The organism is Flavobacterium sp. Root935 (assembly GCF_001429295.1).
GTDB lineage: Bacteria > Bacteroidota > Bacteroidia > Flavobacteriales > Flavobacteriaceae > Flavobacterium.
This window is the reverse complement of sequence record NZ_LMJL01000010.1, coordinates 357,987-381,838: the sequence shown is the minus strand read 5'-3', so window position 1 is coordinate 381,838 and position 23,852 is coordinate 357,987. Positions and strand designations below refer to the sequence as shown.

Sequence of the window (23,852 nt, the reverse complement as noted above, 5' to 3'; positions counted from 1 at the left end):
TCATTTTATATAAAAGAATTCTATGCGTAAAATTTGTATTTTGTTGCTGGTCTTACTCTGCGGTAATGTTTTGCGTGCGCAGGTCACCCCGGCAGCTCAAGATACAACTAAAACTCAGTTTTCAGTTGGTAAAATTGAAATTGCAGATCCACCAAGTATACTATCAGCTTATAGATACGATCCAATTACAGACCGTTATATTTACACCAATTCTGTTGATGGTTTTTCAATCAATTACCCTTTAATTTTAACTCCAAAAGAATACGAAGATTTAGTTCTAAAAGAATCTAGAAGAGATTACTTTAGAAAAAAATCAGATGCAATTGATGGTAAAAAAACAGGAAGCGAAGCCGCAAAAAAAGATTTACTTCCTAGATATTATATCAATTCCAGTTTGTTCGAAAGTATTTTTGGAAGTAATACCATTGATGTAAAGCCCACAGGATCAGTCGAAATGGATCTAGGTTTGCGTTATACCAAACAAGACAATCCTTCATTTTCTCCAAGAAACAGATCCAGCCTGACTTTTGATTTTGATCAAAGAATCAGTATGAGTTTAATGGGTAAAATAGGAACTCGTCTTGAGGTAAATGCCAATTACGATACGCAGTCAACTTTTGCTTTTCAAAACTTATTTAAACTCGCGTATACTCCATCAGAAGATGATATAATACAAAGTGTAGAAGTTGGTAACGTCAGCATGCCTCTTAATAGCACACTTATTCGAGGTGCACAGAGTTTATTTGGAGCAAAAGTAAAAGCACAATTTGGTAAAACAACTATTACCGGAGTTTTCTCAGAACAGAAGTCTCAAACCAAAAGTATAGTCGCAGAAGGTGGAGGAACAGTTCAAAACTTTGATTTGTTTGCATTAGATTACGATAATGACCGACATTTCTTCTTGTCACAATACTTTAGAAATAAATACGATTCATCTCTAAGAAATTATCCATTTATTGACAGCCGTGTTCAAATTACAAGACTAGAAGTATGGGTTACCAATAAACAGAATAGAGTAACGACAAACAATAATAACTTAAGAAATATTATTGCGCTTCAAGATTTAGGTGAAGGTCAAGTTAGCGGCGTGCCAGACAATGAAGTTGTAGTGATTACCAATTCGGCAGGATTTTTTAATAATCCTATAGATTCTCCAACAGATAATACGAATAATAAATACGATCCTGCAACAATTGGGCAAGGAGGAAGTTATTTAAATTCTAATATTAGGGAGATTGTTACTGCTGGTTCTGGATTTAACAATGCAAATGTAAGCGAAGGTACCGATTATTCTGTTTTAGAAAATGCTAGAAAGTTAACAACAAACGAATATACTTTTAATCCACAATTAGGTTATATCTCTTTGCAGCAGCGTCTGGCCAATGACGAAATTTTGGCAGTTGCCTTTGAATACACTGTTGGAGGAAAAGTATATCAAGTTGGAGAATTCGGAAGCGATGGTGTAGATGCAACTGTAGTTACAGGAAACAATAACGCTAATCAAGCCATTGTAACGCAGAGTTTGGTTTTAAAAATGCTGAAAAGCAGTTTGACTAATGTTAATAATCCAGTGTGGAACTTGATGATGAAAAACGTTTATCAAATTCCACAGGCGTATCAAATCAAGCAAGAAGATTTCAGGCTAAACATTCTTTACACAGATCCATCACCAATAAATTATATAACACCAGTAGCAGGGAGTTCTTTTCCTGCAAATCCTGCGCCAGACGATAAAGTAGATCAGACACCTTTGTTAAATGTTTTCAATCTAGATCGTTTAAATTCTACCAATGATCCGCAGACAGGAGGGGACGGTTTTTTTGATTATGTTCCAGGAGTAACTGTCGATGTACAAAATGCTCGAATTATTTTTACAACCAAAGAGCCTTTTGGAGAACTTTTGTTTAGAAAATTACAAAATACAGGATCTGGAGAAAATTATAATGATCCAACTACCTATAACCCAAATCAGCAAAAATATGTATTCAGAAATATGTACAGGAGTACACAAGCTGGTGCGTTACAGGATAGTGATAAAAACAAATTTTTATTAAGAGGAAAATACAAATCTTCGGGAAGTAATGGTATTCCAATTGGAGCATTCAACGTTCCACAAGGTTCTGTTGTAGTAACTGCGGCAGGAAGGGTTTTGGTTGAAGGTATTGATTATAGTGTTGATTATCAATTAGGAAGAGTGCAGATTTTAGATCCTTCTCTTCAAGCTTCCAATACACCAATTGAAGTTTCCTTAGAAAATAATTCAATTTTTGGACAGCAGACCAGAAGATTTATGGGATTTAATATTGAACGTAAAATGTCTGAAAATTTTGTTTTAGGGGCAACCTTTTTAAAGATGACAGAGCGTCCTTTTACTCAAAAATCAAGCTACGGACAGGAATCTGTAAACAATACTATTTTTGGTTTTAACGGAAATTACTCTACAGAAGTTCCATTTTTAACTAGATTAGCCAATAAGCTACCAAACGTTGATACCGATGTTCCTTCTAATCTTTCCATTCGTGGAGAAGTTGCATTTTTAAAACCAGATGCACCAAAAGCCAGTGATTTTGAAGGTGAGGCAACTATTTACATAGATGATTTTGAAGGTTCTCAGACAACTATTGATATGAGATCTGCATATGCATGGAGTTTATCTTCGACTCCATATATTGGTTCAATAAATGATAATACATTCAATGCAAGTTCTAATACTTTAGATTATGGTTTCAAACGTGCAAAGCTAGCATGGTATACAATTGATCCAGTTTTTTACGCTTCAAAACCTTCTGGAATTTCAAATGATGATTTGTCTTTAAATTCAACAAGAAGAATCTATAGTAGAGAGCTTTATCCGAATACAGATATTGCTCAAGGACAAATTCAAGTAGTTAATACTTTAGATTTAACGTATTATCCATCAGATAGAGGGCCTTACAATAACAATCCAAATTTTGGGGCAAGTAGTCCTTCGACCAATTTTGGAGGAATTATGCGTGCGCTGAATTCAACCAATTTTGAGCAGGGAAATGTAGAATATATTCAGTTTTGGGTACTGGATCCATATGTTGGAACAGGAGAATCACAGCCGACCAATACAGGTAAAATTTATTTCAACTTAGGAGAAGTTTCAGAAGACGTTTTAAAAGACGGCAGAAAACAATATGAAAACGGATTAGGACCAGATCAGGTAATGGTAAATCCGCAGCCACTTTGGGGAGATGTGCCTGCATCACAATCGTTAATTTATGCTTTTGACACCAATCCGGATAATCGTAGAAATCAAGATGTTGGTTTAGATGGACTTCCGAACTCAAAAGAAGCTTCTATTTATAATAATTACGCTGGTGAAAGTGATCCAGCAGCAGATGATTACACCTATTATTTAAATACAGATGGCGGCGTTTTAAATCGCTATAAAAAATATAATGGAACTGAGGGGAACTCTGCAGTAAGTGTAGATGATCCGAATCGTGGTTCTACAACTCTTCCAGACGTAGAAGATATCAACCGTGATAATACAATGAGTACAATCAATGCGTATTATGAATACAGTATTGATTTAAGACCAGGAATGCAGATTGGACAAAATTATATTACAGACATTAGAGAAGTAAAAAATGTCGAACTTCCAAACGGAAGCACAACAAATGCAAGATGGATTCAATTTAAAATCCCAGTTTCGCAGCCACAAAATACTATTGGAAATATTACAGATTTTAGATCGATTCGTTTCATGCGTATGTTTATGACTGGATTTAATGATCAAATGACAGTTCGTTTTGGAGCATTAGATTTAGTTAGAGGAGAATGGAGAAGATACACAGGAACATTAGATGCTAATGATACAAATCCAGAAAACGACGGAACTGAGTTTGATGTTGCGGCAGTTAATATTCAGGAAAATGGGACTAAATGCCCAGTAAATTATGTTATTCCGCCAGGAGTTCAAAGAGAACAGGCATATAACAACAATACAATCATTAACCAAAATGAGCAGTCTTTAGCATTAAGAATTGGAGGTTCAGGATTAGAATATCAAGATTCTAGAGCAGTTTTCAAAAATGTAAGTGTTGATATGCGTCAATACAAAAAGTTGAAAATGTTCATTCATGCGGAATCACTTCCAAATGATAGCCAGCTTTTAGATAATGAAATGATTGGATTTATTCGTTTTGGTAATGACTTTACGCAAAACTTTTATCAGATTGAAATTCCATTAAAAGTAACAAATACTGGAGGATCATGTGAGATAAGTCCAGATTTGGTTTGGCTGGAAGAAAATAATATTGACGTGGCTTTGTCTTTGCTGACCAGAATGAAAATATTGGCAATGAAGATTGATCCTAATGACCCAAGAAGAGATGTAAATGGTATTTACTATCCAGATAGAGATCCATCTATAGAAGGAGGTGACCAAGACGGTAAATTGACTTTAGGTATAAAAGGAAATCCGAATTTTGGTTTAGTGCGAAATTTAATGGTTGGAGTAAAAAGTGCTGCAGATCATAAAAACATTAATGGAGAAGTTTGGTTTAACGAGCTTCGTATGTCTGATTTGGAAAACAAAGGCGGTATGGCAGCCTTGTTAAATGTTGATACCAATATGGCCGATTTGATGACATTATCAGCATCAGGAAAAAAGAGTACCATTGGTTTTGGTTCTCTTGAAGAGGGGGCTAATGAAAGAGATCGTGAAGATATTCAACAATATAACATAGTAACAAACTTAAATTTAGGAAAATTACTGCCTAAGAAATGGGGAATTAATCTTCCGTTCAATTATGCAATTGGAGAGGAAGTTATTACACCAGAATACGATCCGTTTAATCAGGATATTAAACTGAAACAGTTAATTGCAGAAACAACAGATCCAGCAGAAAAAGATAATATTAGAACACGTGCAGTAGATTATACTAAACGTAAGAGCATCAACTTTATCGGCGTAAGAAAAGATAGAGCCCAAGAGCAGAAACCTCATGTTTATGATGTAGAAAACTTTACATTCTCTCAATCTTATAATCAAGTAGAAAGACATGATTATGAAGTAGAAGATTATGAAGATGAACAATCGAACACAGCCGTGAATTATGCGTATACATTCCAGCCGAAAGAAGTGGTTCCGTTCAAGCAGACCAAATTCATGAAAACAAGTGAATATTGGAAACTATTGAGTGATTTCAATTTTAATTATCTTCCTTCAAATATCTCTTTTAATACAAATATTATTAGACAAAGTAATCGCCAGCAATATCGACAAGTTGATGTAGAAGGTATTGGTCTTGATCCGCTTTACAGAAGAAATTTTGCATTCAATTATCAATATGGTTTTGGATTCAATCTGACAAAATCATTAAAATTAAATTATACTGCGGCATCGAATAATATTGTTAGAAACTTTTTGAATGACGATAATTCGCCAAAAGAAGACTTTAATATTTGGGACGATTATTTTGATATTGGTACACCAAACCAGCATTTGCAGCAATTGGTTTTAAATTATGATATACCAATTAATAAAATTCCAATTTTCAGTTTCGTAAAAGCAACTTATTCTTATACTGCCGATTATAATTGGCAAAGAGCTTCAACAGCATTTTCGCAATATGAAGAAGAAAATCCAGATGGATCGACAACTCTGTGGGATTTAGGAAATACAATCCAAAATGCTAATTCAAATACTTTAACTACAACATTAAATATGAACACGTTGTATAAGTATTTAGGTCTAACGCCAGGTTCTAAAACAGCTGCGAAAACAAAACCAACAGCGCCACCTAAGCCAGGTGAAAAAATTGTAAACACTGCGAAGCCAACAGTAAGTAGAAGTCCTTTCTACGACGGTTTAATTGGAGTTTTGACAAGTGTTAAGAACATTCAAATTAATTATACTAAAAACAGCGGTACTGTTTTGCCAGGATATATACCAGGAGTAGGTTTCTTTGGTACATCAAAACCATCATTAGGATTCGTATTTGGTAGTCAGGATGACATACGTTACGAAGCGGCCAAAAATGGATGGTTGACCAATTATCAAAATTTTAATCAAAATTATACTCAGGTAAGTAATAAACTTTTGAAAATTACAGCAAATGTTGATTTGTTTCCTGATTTGAAAATTGATTTAAATATGGATCGTGCGTATTCTGAAAACTCGTCCGAACAATATACGGTTAGAGATTCAATTGGAGGATTGTATTATAAGCCTTTGTCGCCATATACATACGGAATGTTTTCTATTTCAACAGTATTGATCAAAACTGCTTTTTCAACAAGTAATGAAACGCAGTCTGCGGCATTTGATGATTTTAGAAATAATCGTTTAATAATTGCAAATCGTTTAGCGGAAGATCATTATGGAGCAGTTATTCCTAGATATGATGCGTCTACTCTTCCAACAGAAGATCCGAATGCTCCATTGGATAATCTTGCAAATCCAAATAATAGTCAAAGAAAGTTAATCCAGTCAAATGATGGGTATCCAATAGGATTTAGTAAAAGTAATCAGGCAGTCTTGCTTCCTTCGTTTTTAGCAGCTTATACAGGAAGTGATGCCTCAAATGCTTCGACAAGTATTTTTAGAAGTTTCCCTATCCCGAACTGGACTGTGAAGTATAATGGTTTGATGCGCTATAAATATTTTAAAGATCATTTTAAACGTTTTTCTTTACAGCATAATTACAGGGCTTCATATACAATCAGCCAGTTTAGATCGAACTTTGATTATTTAGAAAATCCTAACGGGCAGGATGTCAATTCGAATTTCTTTAATAAAACAATTATGTCGAATGTTAACTTGGTAGAGCAGTTTAGTCCGCTTATTCGAGTTGATTTTGAGCTGAAGAGTTCACTTCGTTTATTAACGGAAATTAAAAAAGACCGAGCCTTATCGATGAGTTTTGACAACAATTTGTTGACAGAAGTTAAAGGAGTAGAGTATGTTGTTGGGTTAGGATATCGTTTTAAAGATGTAATTTTCTCTTCAAGATTGGCAGATAATCCAACTGGAATTATTAAAAGTGATATTAATATCAAAGCTGATTTTTCATATAGAAACAATGAAACTTTAGTTAGGTATTTAGATTACGATAATAATCAGCTGGCTGCGGGACAAAATATCTGGACCTTAAAGCTGACTGCTGATTATGCTTTCAGTAAAAACTTGACAGCAATATTTTATTATGATCATTCGTTCTCGAAAGCAGTTATTTCGACTTCATTTCCTTTAACGAACATCAGATCAGGTTTCACACTTCGTTATAATTTTGGAAATTAATTTTTAGTTTCTAAACTAAATTTCATTAGAAGATTATTACATTTGTGGCTTAAATTTTAAATTATCAATTTTCAAACATACTATTATGAGCATACCAGCAAATTTAAAGTACACAAAAGATCACGAATGGGTTAGCATCGAAGGAGATGTTGCGACTGTAGGAATTACTCATTTTGCACAAAAAGAGTTAGGGGATATCGTGTATGTTGAGGTAGAAACTTTAGATCAGACACTTTCAAAAGATGAAGTTTTTGGAACTGTTGAAGCTGTAAAAACAGTTTCAGATTTATTTTTACCATTAACAGGTGAAATCATTGCTTTTAATGAAGACTTAGAAAGTGCTCCTGAAACTGTAAATTCTGATCCTTATGGAGCAGGATGGATGATTAAAATTAAAATTGCTGATGCATCAGAGATTGATTCTTTATTATCTGATGAAGCTTATAAAACATTAATCGGTGCCTAAACAGTTATTATTACTTTGGGCGATTGTCTGTTCTGGAATTATTGCTTATTTCTGTTTGACAGATTCGGGTAATTTACCAGCAGTTAATATTCCAAGTCTTGATAAAATTGTACATTTCTGTTTCCACTTTGGATTTACAATTTCATGGATTTTGTTTTTCAAAAAAGAATTAAAAGGAAAAGAAGCAGACGATTATAAAGCTTATTTGATTTCGTTTATTTTTTCTGTTTTTTTTGGAATTACAATCGAAATCCTGCAAGCTGCTCTTACAGTTACCAGAGCTTCGGATGTTGCAGATGTTTTAGCAAATGCGCTTGGGGCGTTCACGGCAGTTTTTTCTGCTATAGCCTTTAAAAAGCAAATCAATAAAATATAATATTAGAAACCCACTTCGGTGGGTTTTTTTCTACAAGAAAATCAAACTTTTAAAACGCTGTTTTTTATCAATATAAAATGTACTTTTGTGCTGGTTTTCTGCAACTTCGATCATGATAAATGTAAAGCAATATCTAGACTCCACATATTTAAAAACTGCATCGCAAGCTGGTCTTTCTGAAGCAGAAAATACTATTGTGGTTAAAAAGGCCATTCAAGAAGCTATTCAAGAAGGATTTAAATTAATTATGATTCGGCCAGAATATGTTTCTCTGGCTAAAGAAATGATTTCAGAAGCCAATTCTGTTTTATTAGTAGGAACTGTAATTGATTTTCCAGAAGGGAAGTCAAGTCTTGAAACTAAGATTAAAGAAGCAAACGAAGCAATTGCAAATGGAGCCGACGATCTGGATTTTGTTTGTAATTATGAAGCTTTTAAAAATGGCGAAATAGATTTAGTAAAACAAGAAATCTTGTTTGGAACCCAGATTGGTCTAGCGAATAACAAAACTGTAAAATGGATTATAGAAGTTGCGGCTTTAACAGATAAAGAAATTATTCAACTATCGGCTTTGATAAAAAATGTTGTAGTTTCAAATTTTCAAGAAGAAGACTTTGCTTCAGTTTTTGTAAAATCTTCAACAGGATTTTATAGAACAGATAACAATGCTCCTAATGGAGCGACAATTCCAACTATAATTATAATGCTTGAAAATGCTTCACCTTTATCGGTAAAAGCAGCTGGAGGTGTGCGATCTTATAAAGAAGCATCAGAAATGATCAATTTAGGAGTTAAGCGCATAGGAACTTCAGCGGCAAAAGCAATTTCAAACGGAGAAAATTCCCCAAATCAATATTAAATAAATACCTATATTTTAAGTGAATAAGTTTTTTTTATCCCTTGTTTTAATTTTTTCATTTTTCATTGTTTCTTCACAGCAAAATGGAGCTTCAGTTCAACCAGGTTTTACGGCAGAAATGTTTCCTGTTTTTCCTAACTGCGAAAACTTAGAAGGTAAAAAACTCGAAAATTGTTTTTATAAAGAAGTTCAGGATTTTGTATTTAATAATTTTCAAGTTCCAGAAAACTTAAAGCAAAATAATTATAAAGGTGCAGTAAAAGTACTTTTTGAAGTGAATGCAGAAGGAGAATTTAAAGTAATTTATGTATCAGCAGCAAATGATGAATTGTCTCAAGAAGCAAAACGGGTATTTGAAAAATTTCCAAAAATAAAGCCGTCAACTTACAACGGAAAAGCTACTTATTCTAAATATACAATTTCTATCGATTTGCCACTTAAAAGTTCAGAGCAGCTTGCTGCTGAAGCTTTGGCAGCATCTGAAATTTTAAAGCCAATTGAAAAACCAATGACAGAGCTGGATAGCATTGTATATAAAAAATACAATAATCCAGAATTTGAAAGTCATTTAAATATTCCTTTTTCTCACAGTTATTATGCTCAGTTCGATGCGGCAATGAACCAAGTGGGAAGCAATAATCATACGGCTTCTAAACCTTATACGTATGCTGAGGTTTCTAAGTATTATAACTTAAAAGCCGTTAATGAGTCTTTGCAGAAAAATGTTTCAACCTGGCTGGGAAGAAAATGGTGGAACGAAAATCTAGTACAGATTCAAGGAGAAGATTACTGGTTTTCTTTGAACCCAATTGTCGATTTGCAAATGGGTAAAGCCTCAGATCTTGATGCATCATATACTTATGTAAATACAAGAGCATTGAATTTTAGAGGAGGTTTAGGAAAGCAGATCAATTTTACGACTACATTTTTTGAAAGTCAAGGAAGATTTGCAGGCTATTTTAATGATTATGCAGAATCAATTAAACCATCTGGAGGAAATCCTGCGATAATTCCAGGAGTTGGGATTGCAAAAAGATTCAAAACAGATGCTTATGATTTTCCTTTGGCTGATGCCAATATTACGTTTACACCAAACAAAATTTTTGATCTGCAATTGGGGTATGGCCGAAATTTTATAGGAGATGGTTATCGTTCGCTTTTAGAAAGCGATGGAGCAAGTCCTTATCCTTATTTTAAAATTAATACCAATTTCTGGAAAATTAAGTATACCAATACTTATATGTGGATGAAAGATGTTCGCCCAGAGGTAACGGTAGATAGAACATATGCTACAAAATTCATGGCAAACCATTATTTGAGCTGGAATGTTTCAAATAGATTAAATTTAGGTTTCTTTGAATCTGTAGTCTGGACAAATACCAACAACAGAGGTTTTGATATTAATTTTGTGAACCCTATAATTTTTTATCGTGCAGTAGAATTTGGATCTTCATCTAGAAGCGGAAATGCGCTTTTAGGGATAACAGGTAAGTACAAATGGAATAATAACATCAATTTATATTCTCAATTTTTGATTGATGAATTTTCTGTTTCGGATGTTGGAGCAGGGAATCAAAGCTGGAAAAATAAATTTGGATTCCAGCTTGGAGCAAAATATTTCAATGCATTTAATGTAAAAGATTTATTGTTTCAGGTAGAATTTAACCATGTACGTCCTTATGTGTACTCTCATAGCGCTGTTATTACAAATTACGGACACAATAATCAAAGCGTTGGGCACCAATGGGGAGGAAACTTTAAAGAGTTAATTGTGATTGGCCGCTACCATAAAGGACGTTTGTTTGGAGATGCTAAATTTACAATGGGAACAAGAGGTTTAGATTTTGACACAGCTGAAGACTCGTATAACTATGGCGGCAATATTTATAAAAGCTATGATGAAAACCGTCCTTATAATACAGGTGTAAAAGTAGGGCAGGGAAATAAAACAAGTATTTTCATCGCGGATATTCAAGGCGGATATTTGATTAATCCGATGACAAATTTGAAATTATTTGGAAGTTTAATTTATCGAAATTTCGACCCAACGCAGGAAACTGCTGCAACATTTAAGCAAAGTACAACTTGGTTTAGTATAGGTTTGCGTTCAGATATTTTCAATTGGTATTTTGATTACTAGTTTTTAATAAGATTTTTCGAAATAATAGTGTTAAAGTATGGCGAGTTCTTAATTTGTAAAGGTTTTATTGAAAAAAATCTATTTTTATAGGTCTAAATTCTACAATCTAATTTGTACATTTGCAGCACTCAAAAAAATACACAAACAACAACGGTATTGAACGCTGCAAAAAATACATTATCAATCAAATCAATATTTCTAGATTTTAAAGAGATTACTAAGGCTGGATTGGCTATTAGTGTTTTATTTTCTTCTATTGCAGGATATTTGTTAGGAGTTGATTCTGAACATCCATTTAAATGGAGTACTTTGGCTGTTTTAGCAGTTGGAGGATATTGCATGGTTGGGGCATCAAATGCTTTTAACCAAGTAATAGAAAAAGATATCGATTCGTTGATGGATCGAACTAAAAATCGTCCAGTTCCTTCAGGCAGAATGTCGCCAAGAGTAGCTTTGCTAGTAGCAAGTCTGCTTACGATTCTAGGAATTGCACTTCTTTATACGATAAATGCAAAGTCGGCAATGTTTGCTGCAATATCTATATTTTTGTATACAAGTATCTATACGCCATTAAAAACGGTTACTTCTTTGTCTGTTTTTGTTGGAGCTTTTCCAGGAGCAATTCCATTTATGCTGGGCTGGGTAGCGGCGACAGGAGAATTTGGCATCGAAGCAGGAACTTTGTTTCTAATTCAGTTTTTCTGGCAGTTTCCGCATTTTTGGTCTATCGGATGGTTTTTATATGAAGATTATGAGAAGGCAGGGATTTTTATGCTGCCAACAGGTAAAAAAGACAAAGGAACAGCATTACAAATTATTTTATATACAATTTGGCTTATAATAGCATCATTGCTGCCGGTTTTAGGTTTTACAGGACAATTATTTATTTCTCCAATCGCAGCAATTTTAGTTTTTCTGTTAGGTATTTGGATGCTTTTTTATGCAGTTCGTTTGTACAAGTTAAGAACTGCCAAAGCAGCTAGAACATTAATGCTGGTAAGTGTTTCTTATATTTCGCTTTTACAAATTGTATATATAGTAGATAAATTTTTAAGATAGTTATGGAAATGACAATGACAACAAATGAAGAACAAGTAAGAAAGTCGAAATCAGCAAAACTGATTCTTCTTTTTGCGATGGTTAGTATGACCATGATGTTTGCTGGATTAACAAGTGCATTTGTAGTAAGTAAATCAAGAGCAGACTGGTTGAAGAATTTTGAGCTGCCTTCTGCGTTTTATTGGAGTACAGCTGTAATTATTGCTTGTAGTGTTACTTTTTATCTGGCTAAAAAAGCCATCCAAAAGGACAACAGAAGCGCTGTTACGGGATTGCTTTTGGGAACTTTAGCGTTAGGGATTTTATTTGTAGTGTTACAATTTCAAGGATTTGGACAAATCGTTGAACAAGGATATTATTTTACAGGAGAAGGTAGTTCAATTACTACAACTTTCTTGTATGTTGTAACGGTTACGCACTTGTTACACTTGGCTGGCGGATTAATTTCACTTTTAATTATAATTTATAATCATTTTAAACAAAAATACAATTCGACTCAAACTCTTGGTATAGAACTAGGTGCGATGTATTGGCACTTTTTGGATTTATTATGGGTATATTTATTTTTATTTTTATTTTTCTTTAAATAAGAAAAAAACGTAAATTTGGGAACTTTTTAACGAATATCTTTTATGGGAGCGACAGTTACTACTGCAAACAACGACGAAAAAACTTGGGGAGGCGGTCATGAGATCCAGCCACTAGGATCAAGTTATGGAAAAATGATGATGTGGTTTTTTATCGTATCAGATGCCTTAACATTCTCTGGATTTCTAGGAGCTTACGGTTTTTCTAGATTTAAATTTATTGAAACTTGGCCTTTGGCTGATGAAGTGTTTACTCACTTTCCATTTATGCATGGTGTTGCGGCTCCAATGTATTATGTAGCTTTAATGACTTTTATTTTGATCTTTTCATCTGTAACAATGGTATTAGCTGTTGATGCAGGTCACCAATTGAAAAAGACAAAAGTTGCAATTTATATGTTCTTAACTATTATTGGAGGTTTAATTTTCGTTGGTTCTCAAGCTTGGGAATGGAAAAACTTCATTAAAGGTGAATATGGTGCAGTTGAAACAGTTGGAGGTAGTTTACTTCAATTTGTGGATAAAGATGGTAAAAGAGTAGCTTTGGCTGACTTTGCTGTTAAATTGCCAGAACAAAGAGAAGCTTTAACAAGAAGTCATTCAACTTGGTTTATGGAAGATGCACAATCTCTTCCAACTTACACAGTTGCTGAAGTTCAAGCAGGATTTAAAGCTCATCCAGAAATTTTAATTAGAACAGAAAAACTTACTGATAAAAAGAAAAAGACTGTTTTGTCAAGAGAAGAATCTGAAGCTCATTTAGCAAATGCTAAATATGTTGTAGAAGGTGCTAACTTGATTAGAAACGAATATGGTAATAAATTATTCGCTGATTTCTTCTTCTTTATTACAGGTTTCCACGGATTCCACGTATTCTCAGGAGTTATCATTAATATTATCATTTTCTTTAATGTATTATTAGGTACTTACGAGAAGAGAAGAAGCTACGAAATGGTAGAGAAAGTTGGTTTATACTGGCACTTCGTAGATTTAGTTTGGGTATTTGTATTTACAGTTTTCTACCTAGTTTAATTTTTAGAATTTAATCATTATGTCACACGAGCACGTATCAAATACAAAAAGAATCTGGTTTGTTTTCGCATTACTTTCTGTAGTAACTACAGTAGAAGTTATATTAGGTATCTACAAACCTGCATCATTAGAATTCACTCATTTTGTTGGATTGAATTTATTAAACTGGATTTTCTATATCCTTACAGTTTTTAAAGCATATTATATTGTATGGGCATTTATGCACATGGAAGGTGAAAAAAGCAGCCTTAGATGGTCTGTTGTTTCTCCTGTTATCTTCCTAGTTTTATATTTATTGTTTATTCTATTGACAGAAGGACATTATATTTATGGGGTTTTTAAAGATTCTACTATTAAATGGAATTTTTAACATGATATTAATTCGAAAAGAGTCCCGATAACATCGGGATTTTTTTATTTTTGTACCTCAATAATTTCCGTTAATACAATGAAAAAAAATATAGTTCTCTTTGTACTTTTTGTCCTGCCAATTGTAGCTTATTTATTTTTTGCTTCTGGGGTAAATAGTTTTACAACACTTCCTGTAATAACACCAAAAGTTGCTGATTTCGGAAATTGGAAATCATTAAACGGAAAAAAAGTTTCTCTTGATAAAAAGATAACTGTACTTGGTTTTTCAGGTTCAAATATATTAGACAATAGAGGGAATTATTTTAACTTAAATGAAAAAATCTATAAACGTTATAATGGTTTTGAAGATCTTCAGTTTGTAGTTTTATGTCCGCTTGGTACCGAAAAAGAAGCTCAGAAAATTATTGACGCTTTATCTCCTTTTACAGATGTTAAAAACTGGAATTTCGTATTTGCTTCAAATGATGAAATTCAAAAATTCTATGATCAGCTTCATTTAAAACAGAAATTAAATCAGAATCTTGGAACTTCAAATGTTTATATCATTGATAAAGAACGCAATTTAAGAGGAAGAAAAGATAAAGACGAGTATAAGGAAGGGTATGATACTTTTCATCCGTCAGAACTAAGCAATGAAATGCTGGATGATTTTAAAATTATCTTATACGAATACCGCGCCGCTTTAAAGAAGAATCATAACGCCACAAAGCAACTTTAAAATTCATTTATAATGTTCAAAAATAAATCATATATAGGAATCTCCTTTATCATTTTGATTTTTGGGATTTATGCAGTTCCTAAAATTGTAGATCGAGTAAAAAACGGTGAAGTCGTAAAAGGAAATCGCTTAGATAATGTTGGTTCTAAATCTTCAAAAGAAGCAAAGCTTTTGACAATTGGGCCAGCTCCAAAATTTGAATTGACGAATCAAGATAATGTCAAAATTTCAAATGATACTTATAAAGGAAAAGTATACGTTTTAGAATTCTTCTTTACAACATGTCCTTCTATTTGTCCAAAAATGAATATGAGTATGCTGGAAATTGAAAAAGCTTTTTTTGGAAATCCTAATTTTGGAATTGTTTCTATAACAATTGATCCAAAACATGATACACCGCAGGTTTTAAAAGATCATGCTAAGCTGCTTGGTGTAAAATCTTCAAATTGGAATTTCTTGACAGGAGATAGAAATGTAATTATGGATTTATCAAACAAAGGTTTTAATCTTTATGCTGGTGAAAATGATAAAGTTAGCGGCGGATTTGAGCATTCTGGTTTATTTGCCTTGATTGATAAAGATGGTAATATTCGTTGCAGAAAAGATAACTACGGAAATCCAACTATTTATTATGATGGTCTAGATAAAAAAGGAGTTCGTGATATTCAACAAGACATTAAAATTTTATTAGAAGAATAAAAATGGAAGATAATAATCTAGAGAAAAAATATAGTAAATTAATTATTGCTGTTTCAATTGTAATTCCGGTTGTTGTTGCAATTTTGTTTGGAGTAAAACTAAAAGATTTTGGTTTTAATGTAGAGCCCTTGTCTGTATTGCCTCCCATCTATGCAACAATTAATGGAGTTACAGCTATTGTTTTGGTTTGGGCCGTTTTAGCAATAAAAAATGGAAACCAGAAATTACACGAACGATTAATGACTTTTGCAATTGCCTTATCTGTAGCGTTTTTGGTTATGTATGTGGCTTATCATATGACAGCAGATTCGACTAAATTTGGTGATTTAAATCATGATGGAGTTCTTGATTTGGCAGAAAGTGCAAAGGTAGGTTCAATACGATACTTATATTTTATCATTTTGATCACTCATATTTTACTGTCGATAGCAATTATCCCACTTGTACTAATTACTTATGTAAGAGCATTGGCGCAGCGATTTGACAGACATAGAAAAATAGCTAAAATTACTTTTCCAATTTGGTTGTATGTTGCTGTGACTGGAGTAATAGTTTTTTTAATGATTTCACCATACTATGCTAACTAAAGATAAAATACAGAAAGGAAAATTCAAGTTTCAAACTTTTCTGTTTGTAATTTGTCTTTTCTTTATAGGAATTACAGCAAATGCTCAGTGTGCAATGTGCCGCGCCGCTTTGTCTGGTGATTCTAATACCAAGAAAGCAGAAGCAGTTAATGACGGAATTGTTTATTTAATGGCCATTCCGTATTTACTGGTAATGATAATAGGATATTTGATTTATCGAATGTATCAATCTAAAAAACAAAAAGCAGTGTAATTTTACACTGCTTTTTTTATTTAAGTCCGTTAACGGAAACATTTACAGTTCCGTTTATTTTTATAAAAGCAATAATGGCTTGATTGGTAAGCTGAATTTTATCGAACTGTATATCTTCCATTTTTCCATTTACAAATACACCAGGCATCGGAGAGTAGTTTTTTAAATAGCCTGCCATACTTTTTTTACCTTCTTCCAAATTAGGCTGAATAGAATATCTGCAGCTTTCTTCCATTTTTCGTAAAACGTATCCTTGTGCAAGCCAATTGGCAGTTCTCATCAATTTGCTTTTGGTGTCTAATACATAGTCTAGTTTTTCGAAATAAATTTCCTTGGTTTGTGGATTATATTGTGGAAATCCATTTAAATAAAGAGTTCCATTTATAGAACCTAAAACATCCAATGCAATTACCATTTTGCCGTCTTTATGCCAGATTGTAACATTTTTAACCGTTACTTTTTTGCTGCCAGAACCAAATTCCTGACCAGCAAAATTCTTGGTCATAATTTTTGAAGCATCAACATAACTTGAAATAGCAGCAATATTGGCAGAAATCTGATTTGGAATTTTAGCAACAGGCTTTAGAACAATTTTGCTGGCGTTAAATTTAGAGTCAGGCTGTTTACCGACAATAGTTTCCATATTACATTTCATACCCATATCGAGTAAGAAAGAATCATTTTTGAGTTTGGCATTTGTCGAATAAATTTCGATGGGAACAATTCGCAGCCAGCTTTCGTAAGTGTCACTCATCTCAAAAGGCGTGCAGATTTTTTCTACTGCCTGAAGTACATTTGGTTTAAAATCCATTGATTTTTCAATAGCTTCATCTATTTTCTTTTCTAATTTATCTTTAAAAATAGAAATTGCGGGATTTATTAAATACGTAATCGGCATATTTTTACCAAAAATGCTCATTGTTGGACTCTCGCTCCAGTCAAGAGATTTGAATTCAGTTTTGGTGGTAAGTTTCCAATTTGTTAGAGCAGCTTCGCTGGACAATGTTATAATTCCATTTAGATTAAATTCCCTAACATCATATAATTCTACACCTAACTTTTTGGTGCCAATACGATACTTGATGGTAGCTTTAAGCGGTAAGATTGTTTTTATTCTCTTATCTGGATTTGATGGATCATTCTGAATTTTAATTGGAGCTTGTTTCCAGATCTTCATTTCAATATCATCATCTTCGATAGTATTGTCTTCATAAATTAATCCGTTTAAGAGAGCATTTGTTTGATTTTCAATATCACTAAGTTTAATCGTAATGGGTAAATTGATAAACGAAGGACTGCTGTCGTAGACTAACGGACTTGCGTCGTCTGGTTCTGGTTTTAATGTTTCTAATTTTTGAGTAGAAGAACAGCTTGTTAGTACTGCAAGTACTATAAACATTGGAATAATTGAAGAAAGCTTCATTAATGTGAATTTTTAAATCGAAACAAAATTACGAAAACAATCATATTTTATTAAAAAAGTGTAACAATTACTACAGATTGAAGTCTTATACAAAAAGGTAACGAAATTATTAACTTTTTATTATCATAATTTACTTAATAAAAACGTTATTATTGTCTCAAAAATTTAACAATACCATGATCGAAATTAAAGATTTACACAAATCCTATAAAATGGGAAGTTCAGAATTACATGTGTTAAAAGGGATTAATTTTAATATTGAAGAAGGAGAATTAGTTGCGATCATGGGATCATCTGGTTCGGGTAAATCTACTCTTCTTAATATTTTAGGGATTCTGGATGAAGCCGATTCTGGAAGTTATATTTTAGACAAAACTCCGATAAAAAAATTAAACGAAACAATTGCTTCAAAATATCGTAATAAATTTTTAGGATTTGTTTTTCAATCTTTTAACTTAATTAATTACAAATCTGCGCTAGATAATGTCGCTATGCCATTGTATTATCAGGGAATTAAAAGGAAAGAGCGTTATGAAATTGCAATGAAATATTTAGAGAAAGTTGGTTTAGGATCACATTCTCACCATTTACCAAATGAACTTTCTGGAGGTCAGAAACAACGTGTGGCTATCGCAAGAGCATTAGCTTCAAATCCGAAAGTTTTATTGGCGGATGAACCAACAGGAGCTCTTGATACTAAAACTTCTTATGAAGTTATGGAACTGATTCAGGGAATTAATGACGAAGGAAAAACGATTTTAATTGTTACACACGAACCTGATATTGCCGCAATGTGCAAAAGAAATGTAGTCCTAAAAGACGGATTAATTATCGATGATAAAAAAGTAGAACAAGTTAGAGCTTCGTCTTATGTTTAATATTGAACGCTGGCAGGAAATATTTGAAGCCATTTCTAAAAACCGATTAAGAACATTCTTAACTGGAATTTCTGTGGCTTCCGGGATATTTATTTTGGTTATTCTGCTTGGTGCAGGAAAAGGTCTTCAAAATGGAATTGAAAAACAATTTGAGCGTGACGCCGCAGGAATTATAGAAGTTTGGTCGGGAACAACAACCAAAGAATACAAAGGGTTGAATCCAGGCAGACAAGTTCAATTTCGTAATAGCGATTATAATCAGTCGGTTCAGAAATTTGAAGATAAATTAGATTTAAGAGCTTCAACCAATAATTATTGGGGACAGTCTTTTAGCTATGGAAAAGAATCTGGAAGTTACCAATTTAGAGGTGTTGATCCAGATTATGGCGGAATAGAAAACCTAACGATAGTTCAAGGACGATATATAAATAGCAAAGACCTTCAGAATAATGAAAAGGTTGCTGTTATTGGAATGAAAGTAAAAACGGACTTGTTTAAAGATAAAGAAGCGCTTGGGGAAGAAATATTAATCAATAATATTAATTTCAAAGTAGTTGGAATTTTTACAGATCCAGGTGGAGAACGTGAAGAAACTAGAGCTTATTTGCCATTATCAACAGTACAGAGAACCTTTGGCGGTGGAGATAAAATCAGTAATTTGTTTTTTACATTGAAAAAGACAAATAATTATGATGAAGCTTTGGCTCAGTCTGAAAAATTTACACAAGATTTAAAAGACTTATTGAAAAGTAAAAACATGGTGGCTCCTGAGGACGACAGCGGAGTTGGGGTTTATAATTCGGTTAAAGATGCAAAACAATTTTACGACTTGAATTTATATATCAGATTGTTTTTTTGGTGGGTTGGTATTTGTACAATAATAGCTGGTGTTGTGGGAGTTAGTAATATTATGCTGATTATTGTAAAGGAAAGAACTAAAGAAATTGGAATTAGAAAAGCATTAGGAGCATCTCCATTTTCTATTATCACAATGATACTTCACGAATCAATTTTTATTACAACAATCGCTGGATTTGTTGGACTTTTAGCAAGTTTATTATTGCTTGAATTTGTTGGGCCAATGGTTCAGAGTGAGTATTTTAGAAATCCAGAAGTTGATTTTAATGTAGCTTTGACAACACTGTTTTTATTAGTGTTTGCGGGCGCAGTTGCCGGATTTTTTCCTGCATACAGAGCCGCTAAAATTAAGCCTATTGTAGCACTTAGAGACGAATAGATATGTTTAAAAAAGATAATTGGGACGAGATTTTACAGGCTTTAACTGCCAACCCTTTCAGAACTATTCTGACAGCTTTTGGTGTTTTTTGGGGAATATTTATTTTGGTAATTTTACTTGCTGCCGGTAATGGTCTGGAAAATGGTATTAAAAAAGGATTTGATGGAATTGCCACAAATACAATGTTTATGTGGAGCCAGACAACCTCTAAGGCCTATAAAGGTTTGCCAAAAACACGAAGATACGATTTTAGAAACAGCGATGTTACTGCTTTAAAAGCGGCTTTGCCAGATTTATTATATGTTTCGCCTCGTAATCAATTGGGAGATTTTAACGGAACAAACAATGTGGTGAGAGGAACAAAAACTTCATCATTTACCATATATGGAGATTATCCTGAGCTGATCAAACAACAGCCAATGGATATTATTAAAGGACGTTTTGTCAATCAGCAGGATATTCAGGAGAAAAGAAAAATTGCCGTTATTGGTAAAGGTGTTATCAGCGAACTTTACGGAAAAGAAGAAGAAGCTGTTGGGACTTATATTAAGATTAACGGGATTAATTTTATGGTTGTTGGAGTTTACAAATCTAAACAGCAAGGAGGAAACGCAGAGCAGGAGCAAAAGAATATTTTTATTCCTTTTACAACTTTTCAGCAGGCTTTTAATTACGGAGACAAAGTGGGATGGATGGCGCTTACAGCAAAAGACGAAACTTCTATAACCGATTTAAAACCTAAAATTTTAGAGATTATAAAATCTTTGCATTCTATAAATCCAACAGATGATAGAGCGGTTGGAAATTTCGATTTATACGAACAATTTAATAAGGTGCAAAGTTTGTTTAATATTTTAAAAGTAATTGCATATTTTGTAGGAACATTAGTTTTGATTTCTGGTGTAATCGGAATTTCAAATATTATGCTTATTGTAGTTAAAGAACGTACAAAAGAAATAGGAATAAGAAGAGCTTTGGGAGCAACGCCCGCAGCCATTCGCTCGCAAATATTATCAGAATCTATTTTTCTAACTATAATTTCTGGAATGCTGGGAATTGCCGTCGCAACTGGAATTATAGCACTGTTAAATTTAGCACTGGATTCGATGCCTCCAAGCGATAATACTATGTTTGCCAATCCAAGTGTTGACTTAGGAGTTGTATTTGTTGCCTTATTAATATTAGTTGGATCAGGTTTGCTCGCGGGATTTATTCCAGCACAGACTGCGATCAATGTTAAACCTGTAGATGCTTTAAGAACAGAATAAATTATCAATCAAAATAAATCGATTAAACCAAGAACAAATGAAAAAAGGAGTAACTATAACCATTTTAATATTTATTGCGATCGTTTTTTTTGGCGCACTTTACTATTTGTATGCTAAAAACCAAGAGTCGCCAATTGTGTTTAAAACGGAGAAACCAGAAATTAAAACGATTGTAAAAAATACAATTGCAACTGGTAATATTCAACCTGATGAAGAGGTGTTAATCAAACCAAATATCTCGGGTATTATTGAGCAGGTTTATATCAAAGCGGGTGAGAAAATCAAAGCTGGAGATATGATTGCAAAAATTAGAGTTGTGGCAAACGTTTCTAATGTAAGCAGTACACAAAATCAAGTGCAGACTGCTAAAATTGCTTTGGATAATCAAGAACGACTTTATAAAAGGCAAAAAACATTATTTGAAAAAGATGTAATCTCTGCAAATGATTTTGATGCTGCTCAAGTAGCTTACAATCAGGCAAAACAAACTTATCTGGCAGCAAAACAAAGCTTGGATATTGTTAAAACAGGAACAACATCTTCTTTAGGAAGTTATGCCAATACTTTAATTCGCTCTACAGTTAACGGAATGGTTTTAGACGTTCCTGTAAAAGTTGGAAATCAAGTTATTGAAAGTAATAATTTTAATGAAGGAACTACAATTGCCAGCGTTGCTGACGTTGGAAGAATGATTTTTATTGGAAAAATTGACGAATCTGAAGTAGGTAAAATCAAAGAAAAAATGCCTATTGAGATTACAATTGGTGCCATTGAAAACAAAAAATTTGATGCAGTTCTAAACTATATTGCGCCAAAAGGTGTTACAGAAAATGGAGCAATTCAATTTGAAATTAAAGCTCAAATGGTTAATAGAGATGACACTTTTATTAGAGCTGGTTTGAGTGCAAATGCTTCAATTATTTTAGAGAAAGCAGATAAAATTCTGGCAATAAAAGAATCACTAGTTCAATTTGACAAAAAAACACAAAAACCTTATGTTGAGATCGAAACTGCGCCACAGAAATTTCAAAGAAGAGATTTGGTTCTGGGGGTAAGCGACGGTATCTACGTTCAAGTTAAAAGCGGTGTAAAGAGTACAGATAAAATAAAAATCTGGAATCAAGGACTGATTAATGAGGCAGAAAAAAAATAATTTAATTTGAAGTTTTAAGGATCTTTTTGGTTTTAAAAAATGTTAAATTTGCGTAGTTTCATTTACTGCGCTTTCATTTAAAATATATGAAAATAAATAAAATTAATAGTCTGGTTTTTGCAATGTTATTCGGTTTTGGATTAGCTGGACACGCGCAATCAAAACAATGGACATTGGAAGAATGTGTGAGATACGCATTAGAAAATAATATTACGATAAAATTATCTGAATTAGACGTAAAAAATGCTGATATCGATAAAAAAGGTGCGTTAGGAAATTATCTTCCATCTGTTAATGGTAATGCATCTCACTCATGGAATATTGGTCTGAATCAGGATGTTACAACTGGTATCTTACGTAATCAAACTACTCAGTATTCTTCAGTTGGTCTAAATGCTGGAGTTGATATCTACAAAGGTCTCCAAAATCAAAATACTTATAGAAGAGCGAAGTTATCTATTATCGCATCAAAATATCAATTGTTGAAGATGCAGGAAGATATTTCTCTGAATGTAGCTAGTGCTTTCTTACAGATTTTATCAAATAAAGAAGATTTAAAAGTTAAAAAAGAACAATTATCAATTGACGAAAAGCGTTTTGCTCGTTCTGAGGAAATGGTAAATGCAGGAACAATTCCTCGCGGTGATTTGTTTGATTTAAAAGCAACTGTAGCCACAGATAAACAAAATATTGCTATTTCAGAAAATAATTTATTGATTTCAAAATTAAGCTTAGCTCAGCTTTTACAATTGAAAGAATTTGCCGACTTTGACGTAATAGATAATACAAATCTACAAGATGAGAATAATATTCTTGGTCAAACTCCAGTTGAAATTTATAACAAAGCAAAGGATATAAGAACAGAAGTTAAGCTGGCACAAACAAATCTTGAGATTGCTGAAAAAAATGTTGCTATAGCAAAGGGAGCTTATCAGCCAACACTTAGTGGTTTTTATGGTTTTAATACAAGAGCAAGTTACAGCGATCAAGTTAAATTTGACCCAAACGACCAACCCTATACAGTAGGACCAGATCCGATATTCCAACAGTTTAGTGATAATAAGGGACATAATTTTGGATTACAATTAAATGTTCCAATTTTTAATGGATGGTCAGTTAAGAACAATGTAGAAAGAAACAAAGTAAGTTTAGAAAAATCTAAAATAGATTTAGAACAAAAAAGTTTAGATTTGCAACGTAACGTTTATACTGCTTTTACAGATGCAAAAGCAGCCCTAAATACTTACGAAGCGTCTACTGTAACTTTAGAAGCAAGACAGCAGGCGTACAATTATGCAAAAGAAAAATACGATGTAGGTTTGATGAATTCATTTGATTTTACTCAAGCTCAAACATTGTTGACAAATGCACAGTCTGATGTTATCAGAACAAAATATGATTACATGTTCAAAATTAAAATACTTGAATTTTATTTCGGAATTCCAATCGTTCCCATTATTACAAAATAATTT

General features: G+C 33.0%; 19 protein-coding genes. 18 read left to right on the top strand and 1 reads right to left on the bottom strand.

The genetic code is table 11. The annotated features are described in order from the left end of the window. The first annotated feature begins 22 nt into the window (after positions 1–22). From sprA to ASE40_RS12585, 13 genes are all read left to right on the top strand, one after another. Positions 23–7,273, top strand: a complete 7,251-nt coding sequence (gene sprA, locus ASE40_RS12645) for a cell surface protein SprA (RefSeq protein WP_057117439.1) — start codon at positions 23–25, stop codon at positions 7,271–7,273. 85 nt (positions 7,274–7,358) lie between these two features. Then, on the top strand, positions 7,359–7,739 hold the full coding sequence (gene gcvH, locus ASE40_RS12640; protein ID WP_057117438.1) for a glycine cleavage system protein GcvH: 381 nt from the start codon (positions 7,359–7,361) through the stop codon (positions 7,737–7,739). Continuing rightward, the gene (locus ASE40_RS12635; protein ID WP_057117437.1) at positions 7,732–8,115 is read left to right on the top strand and encodes a VanZ family protein; all 384 of its coding nucleotides are present in this window, start codon (positions 7,732–7,734) and stop codon (positions 8,113–8,115) included. The genes gcvH and ASE40_RS12635 overlap by 8 nt, the downstream gene beginning before the upstream one ends. A 115-nt stretch (positions 8,116–8,230) precedes the next feature. Next, positions 8,231–8,974 (top strand): deoxyribose-phosphate aldolase, encoded by a 744-nt coding sequence (deoC, locus tag ASE40_RS12630; protein ID WP_057117675.1) that lies wholly within the window; start codon positions 8,231–8,233, stop codon positions 8,972–8,974. Between the two features lie 19 nt (positions 8,975–8,993). Next, complete coding sequence (locus ASE40_RS12625; protein WP_057117436.1) at positions 8,994–11,114, top strand: energy transducer TonB; 2,121 nt, start codon at positions 8,994–8,996, stop codon at positions 11,112–11,114. 156 nt (positions 11,115–11,270) lie between these two features. Continuing rightward, the gene (cyoE, locus tag ASE40_RS12620) at positions 11,271–12,173 is read left to right on the top strand and encodes a heme o synthase (RefSeq protein WP_057117435.1); all 903 of its coding nucleotides are present in this window, start codon (positions 11,271–11,273) and stop codon (positions 12,171–12,173) included. 2 nt (positions 12,174–12,175) lie between these two features. Further along, positions 12,176–12,763, top strand: coding sequence for a heme-copper oxidase subunit III (locus ASE40_RS12615; RefSeq protein ID WP_057117434.1), 588 nt, complete (start codon positions 12,176–12,178; stop codon positions 12,761–12,763). A gap of 42 nt (positions 12,764–12,805) precedes the next feature. Then, positions 12,806–13,792 carry a cytochrome c oxidase subunit 3 gene (locus ASE40_RS12610; protein WP_057117433.1) on the top strand — a complete coding sequence of 329 codons (987 nt, stop codon included), beginning with the start codon at positions 12,806–12,808 and terminating at the stop codon, positions 13,790–13,792. A 19-nt stretch (positions 13,793–13,811) separates the two neighbouring features. Next, a complete protein-coding gene (locus ASE40_RS12605; RefSeq protein ID WP_057117432.1) occupies positions 13,812–14,162 on the top strand; it encodes a cytochrome C oxidase subunit IV family protein in 351 nt (116 codons plus the stop codon). Between the two features lie 78 nt (positions 14,163–14,240). Then, positions 14,241–14,882, top strand: coding sequence for a hypothetical protein (locus ASE40_RS12600; protein ID WP_057117431.1), 642 nt, complete (start codon positions 14,241–14,243; stop codon positions 14,880–14,882). Positions 14,883–14,894: 12 nt separating this feature from the next. After that, positions 14,895–15,581, top strand: a complete 687-nt coding sequence (locus ASE40_RS12595) for an SCO family protein (RefSeq protein ID WP_057117430.1) — start codon at positions 14,895–14,897, stop codon at positions 15,579–15,581. Positions 15,582–15,583: 2 nt separating this feature from the next. Then, complete coding sequence (locus ASE40_RS12590; protein ID WP_057117429.1) at positions 15,584–16,168, top strand: DUF420 domain-containing protein; 585 nt, start codon at positions 15,584–15,586, stop codon at positions 16,166–16,168. Next, positions 16,158–16,421 (top strand): hypothetical protein, encoded by a 264-nt coding sequence (locus tag ASE40_RS12585; RefSeq protein ID WP_057117428.1) that lies wholly within the window; start codon positions 16,158–16,160, stop codon positions 16,419–16,421. Before ASE40_RS12590 ends, ASE40_RS12585 begins: the two co-directional genes overlap by 11 nt. Positions 16,422–16,437: 16 nt before the next feature. Here the strand turns inward: ASE40_RS12585 and ASE40_RS12580 are convergent, their stop codons facing one another. After that, positions 16,438–17,844, bottom strand: a complete 1,407-nt coding sequence (locus ASE40_RS12580; protein ID WP_057117427.1) for a DUF4403 family protein — start codon at positions 17,842–17,844, stop codon at positions 16,438–16,440. 176 nt (positions 17,845–18,020) lie between these two features. On the opposite strand from ASE40_RS12580, the gene ASE40_RS12575 reads away from it, so the two are divergent. From ASE40_RS12575 to ASE40_RS12555, 5 genes are all read left to right on the top strand, one after another. Beyond that, positions 18,021–18,722, top strand: a complete 702-nt coding sequence (locus ASE40_RS12575) for an ABC transporter ATP-binding protein (RefSeq protein WP_057117426.1) — start codon at positions 18,021–18,023, stop codon at positions 18,720–18,722. Continuing rightward, positions 18,715–19,959: an ABC transporter permease gene (locus ASE40_RS12570; protein ID WP_057117425.1), complete on the top strand. Its 1,245-nt coding sequence runs from the start codon at positions 18,715–18,717 to the stop codon at positions 19,957–19,959. Before ASE40_RS12575 ends, ASE40_RS12570 begins: the two co-directional genes overlap by 8 nt. A 2-nt stretch (positions 19,960–19,961) precedes the next feature. After that, the gene (locus ASE40_RS12565; RefSeq protein ID WP_057117424.1) at positions 19,962–21,227 is read left to right on the top strand and encodes an ABC transporter permease; all 1,266 of its coding nucleotides are present in this window, start codon (positions 19,962–19,964) and stop codon (positions 21,225–21,227) included. Between the two features lie 37 nt (positions 21,228–21,264). Further along, the gene (locus ASE40_RS12560) at positions 21,265–22,380 is read left to right on the top strand and encodes an efflux RND transporter periplasmic adaptor subunit (protein WP_057117423.1); all 1,116 of its coding nucleotides are present in this window, start codon (positions 21,265–21,267) and stop codon (positions 22,378–22,380) included. An 86-nt stretch (positions 22,381–22,466) separates the two neighbouring features. After that, the gene (locus tag ASE40_RS12555; RefSeq protein ID WP_057117421.1) at positions 22,467–23,849 is read left to right on the top strand and encodes a TolC family protein; all 1,383 of its coding nucleotides are present in this window, start codon (positions 22,467–22,469) and stop codon (positions 23,847–23,849) included. Positions 23,850–23,852 lie beyond the last annotated feature (3 nt).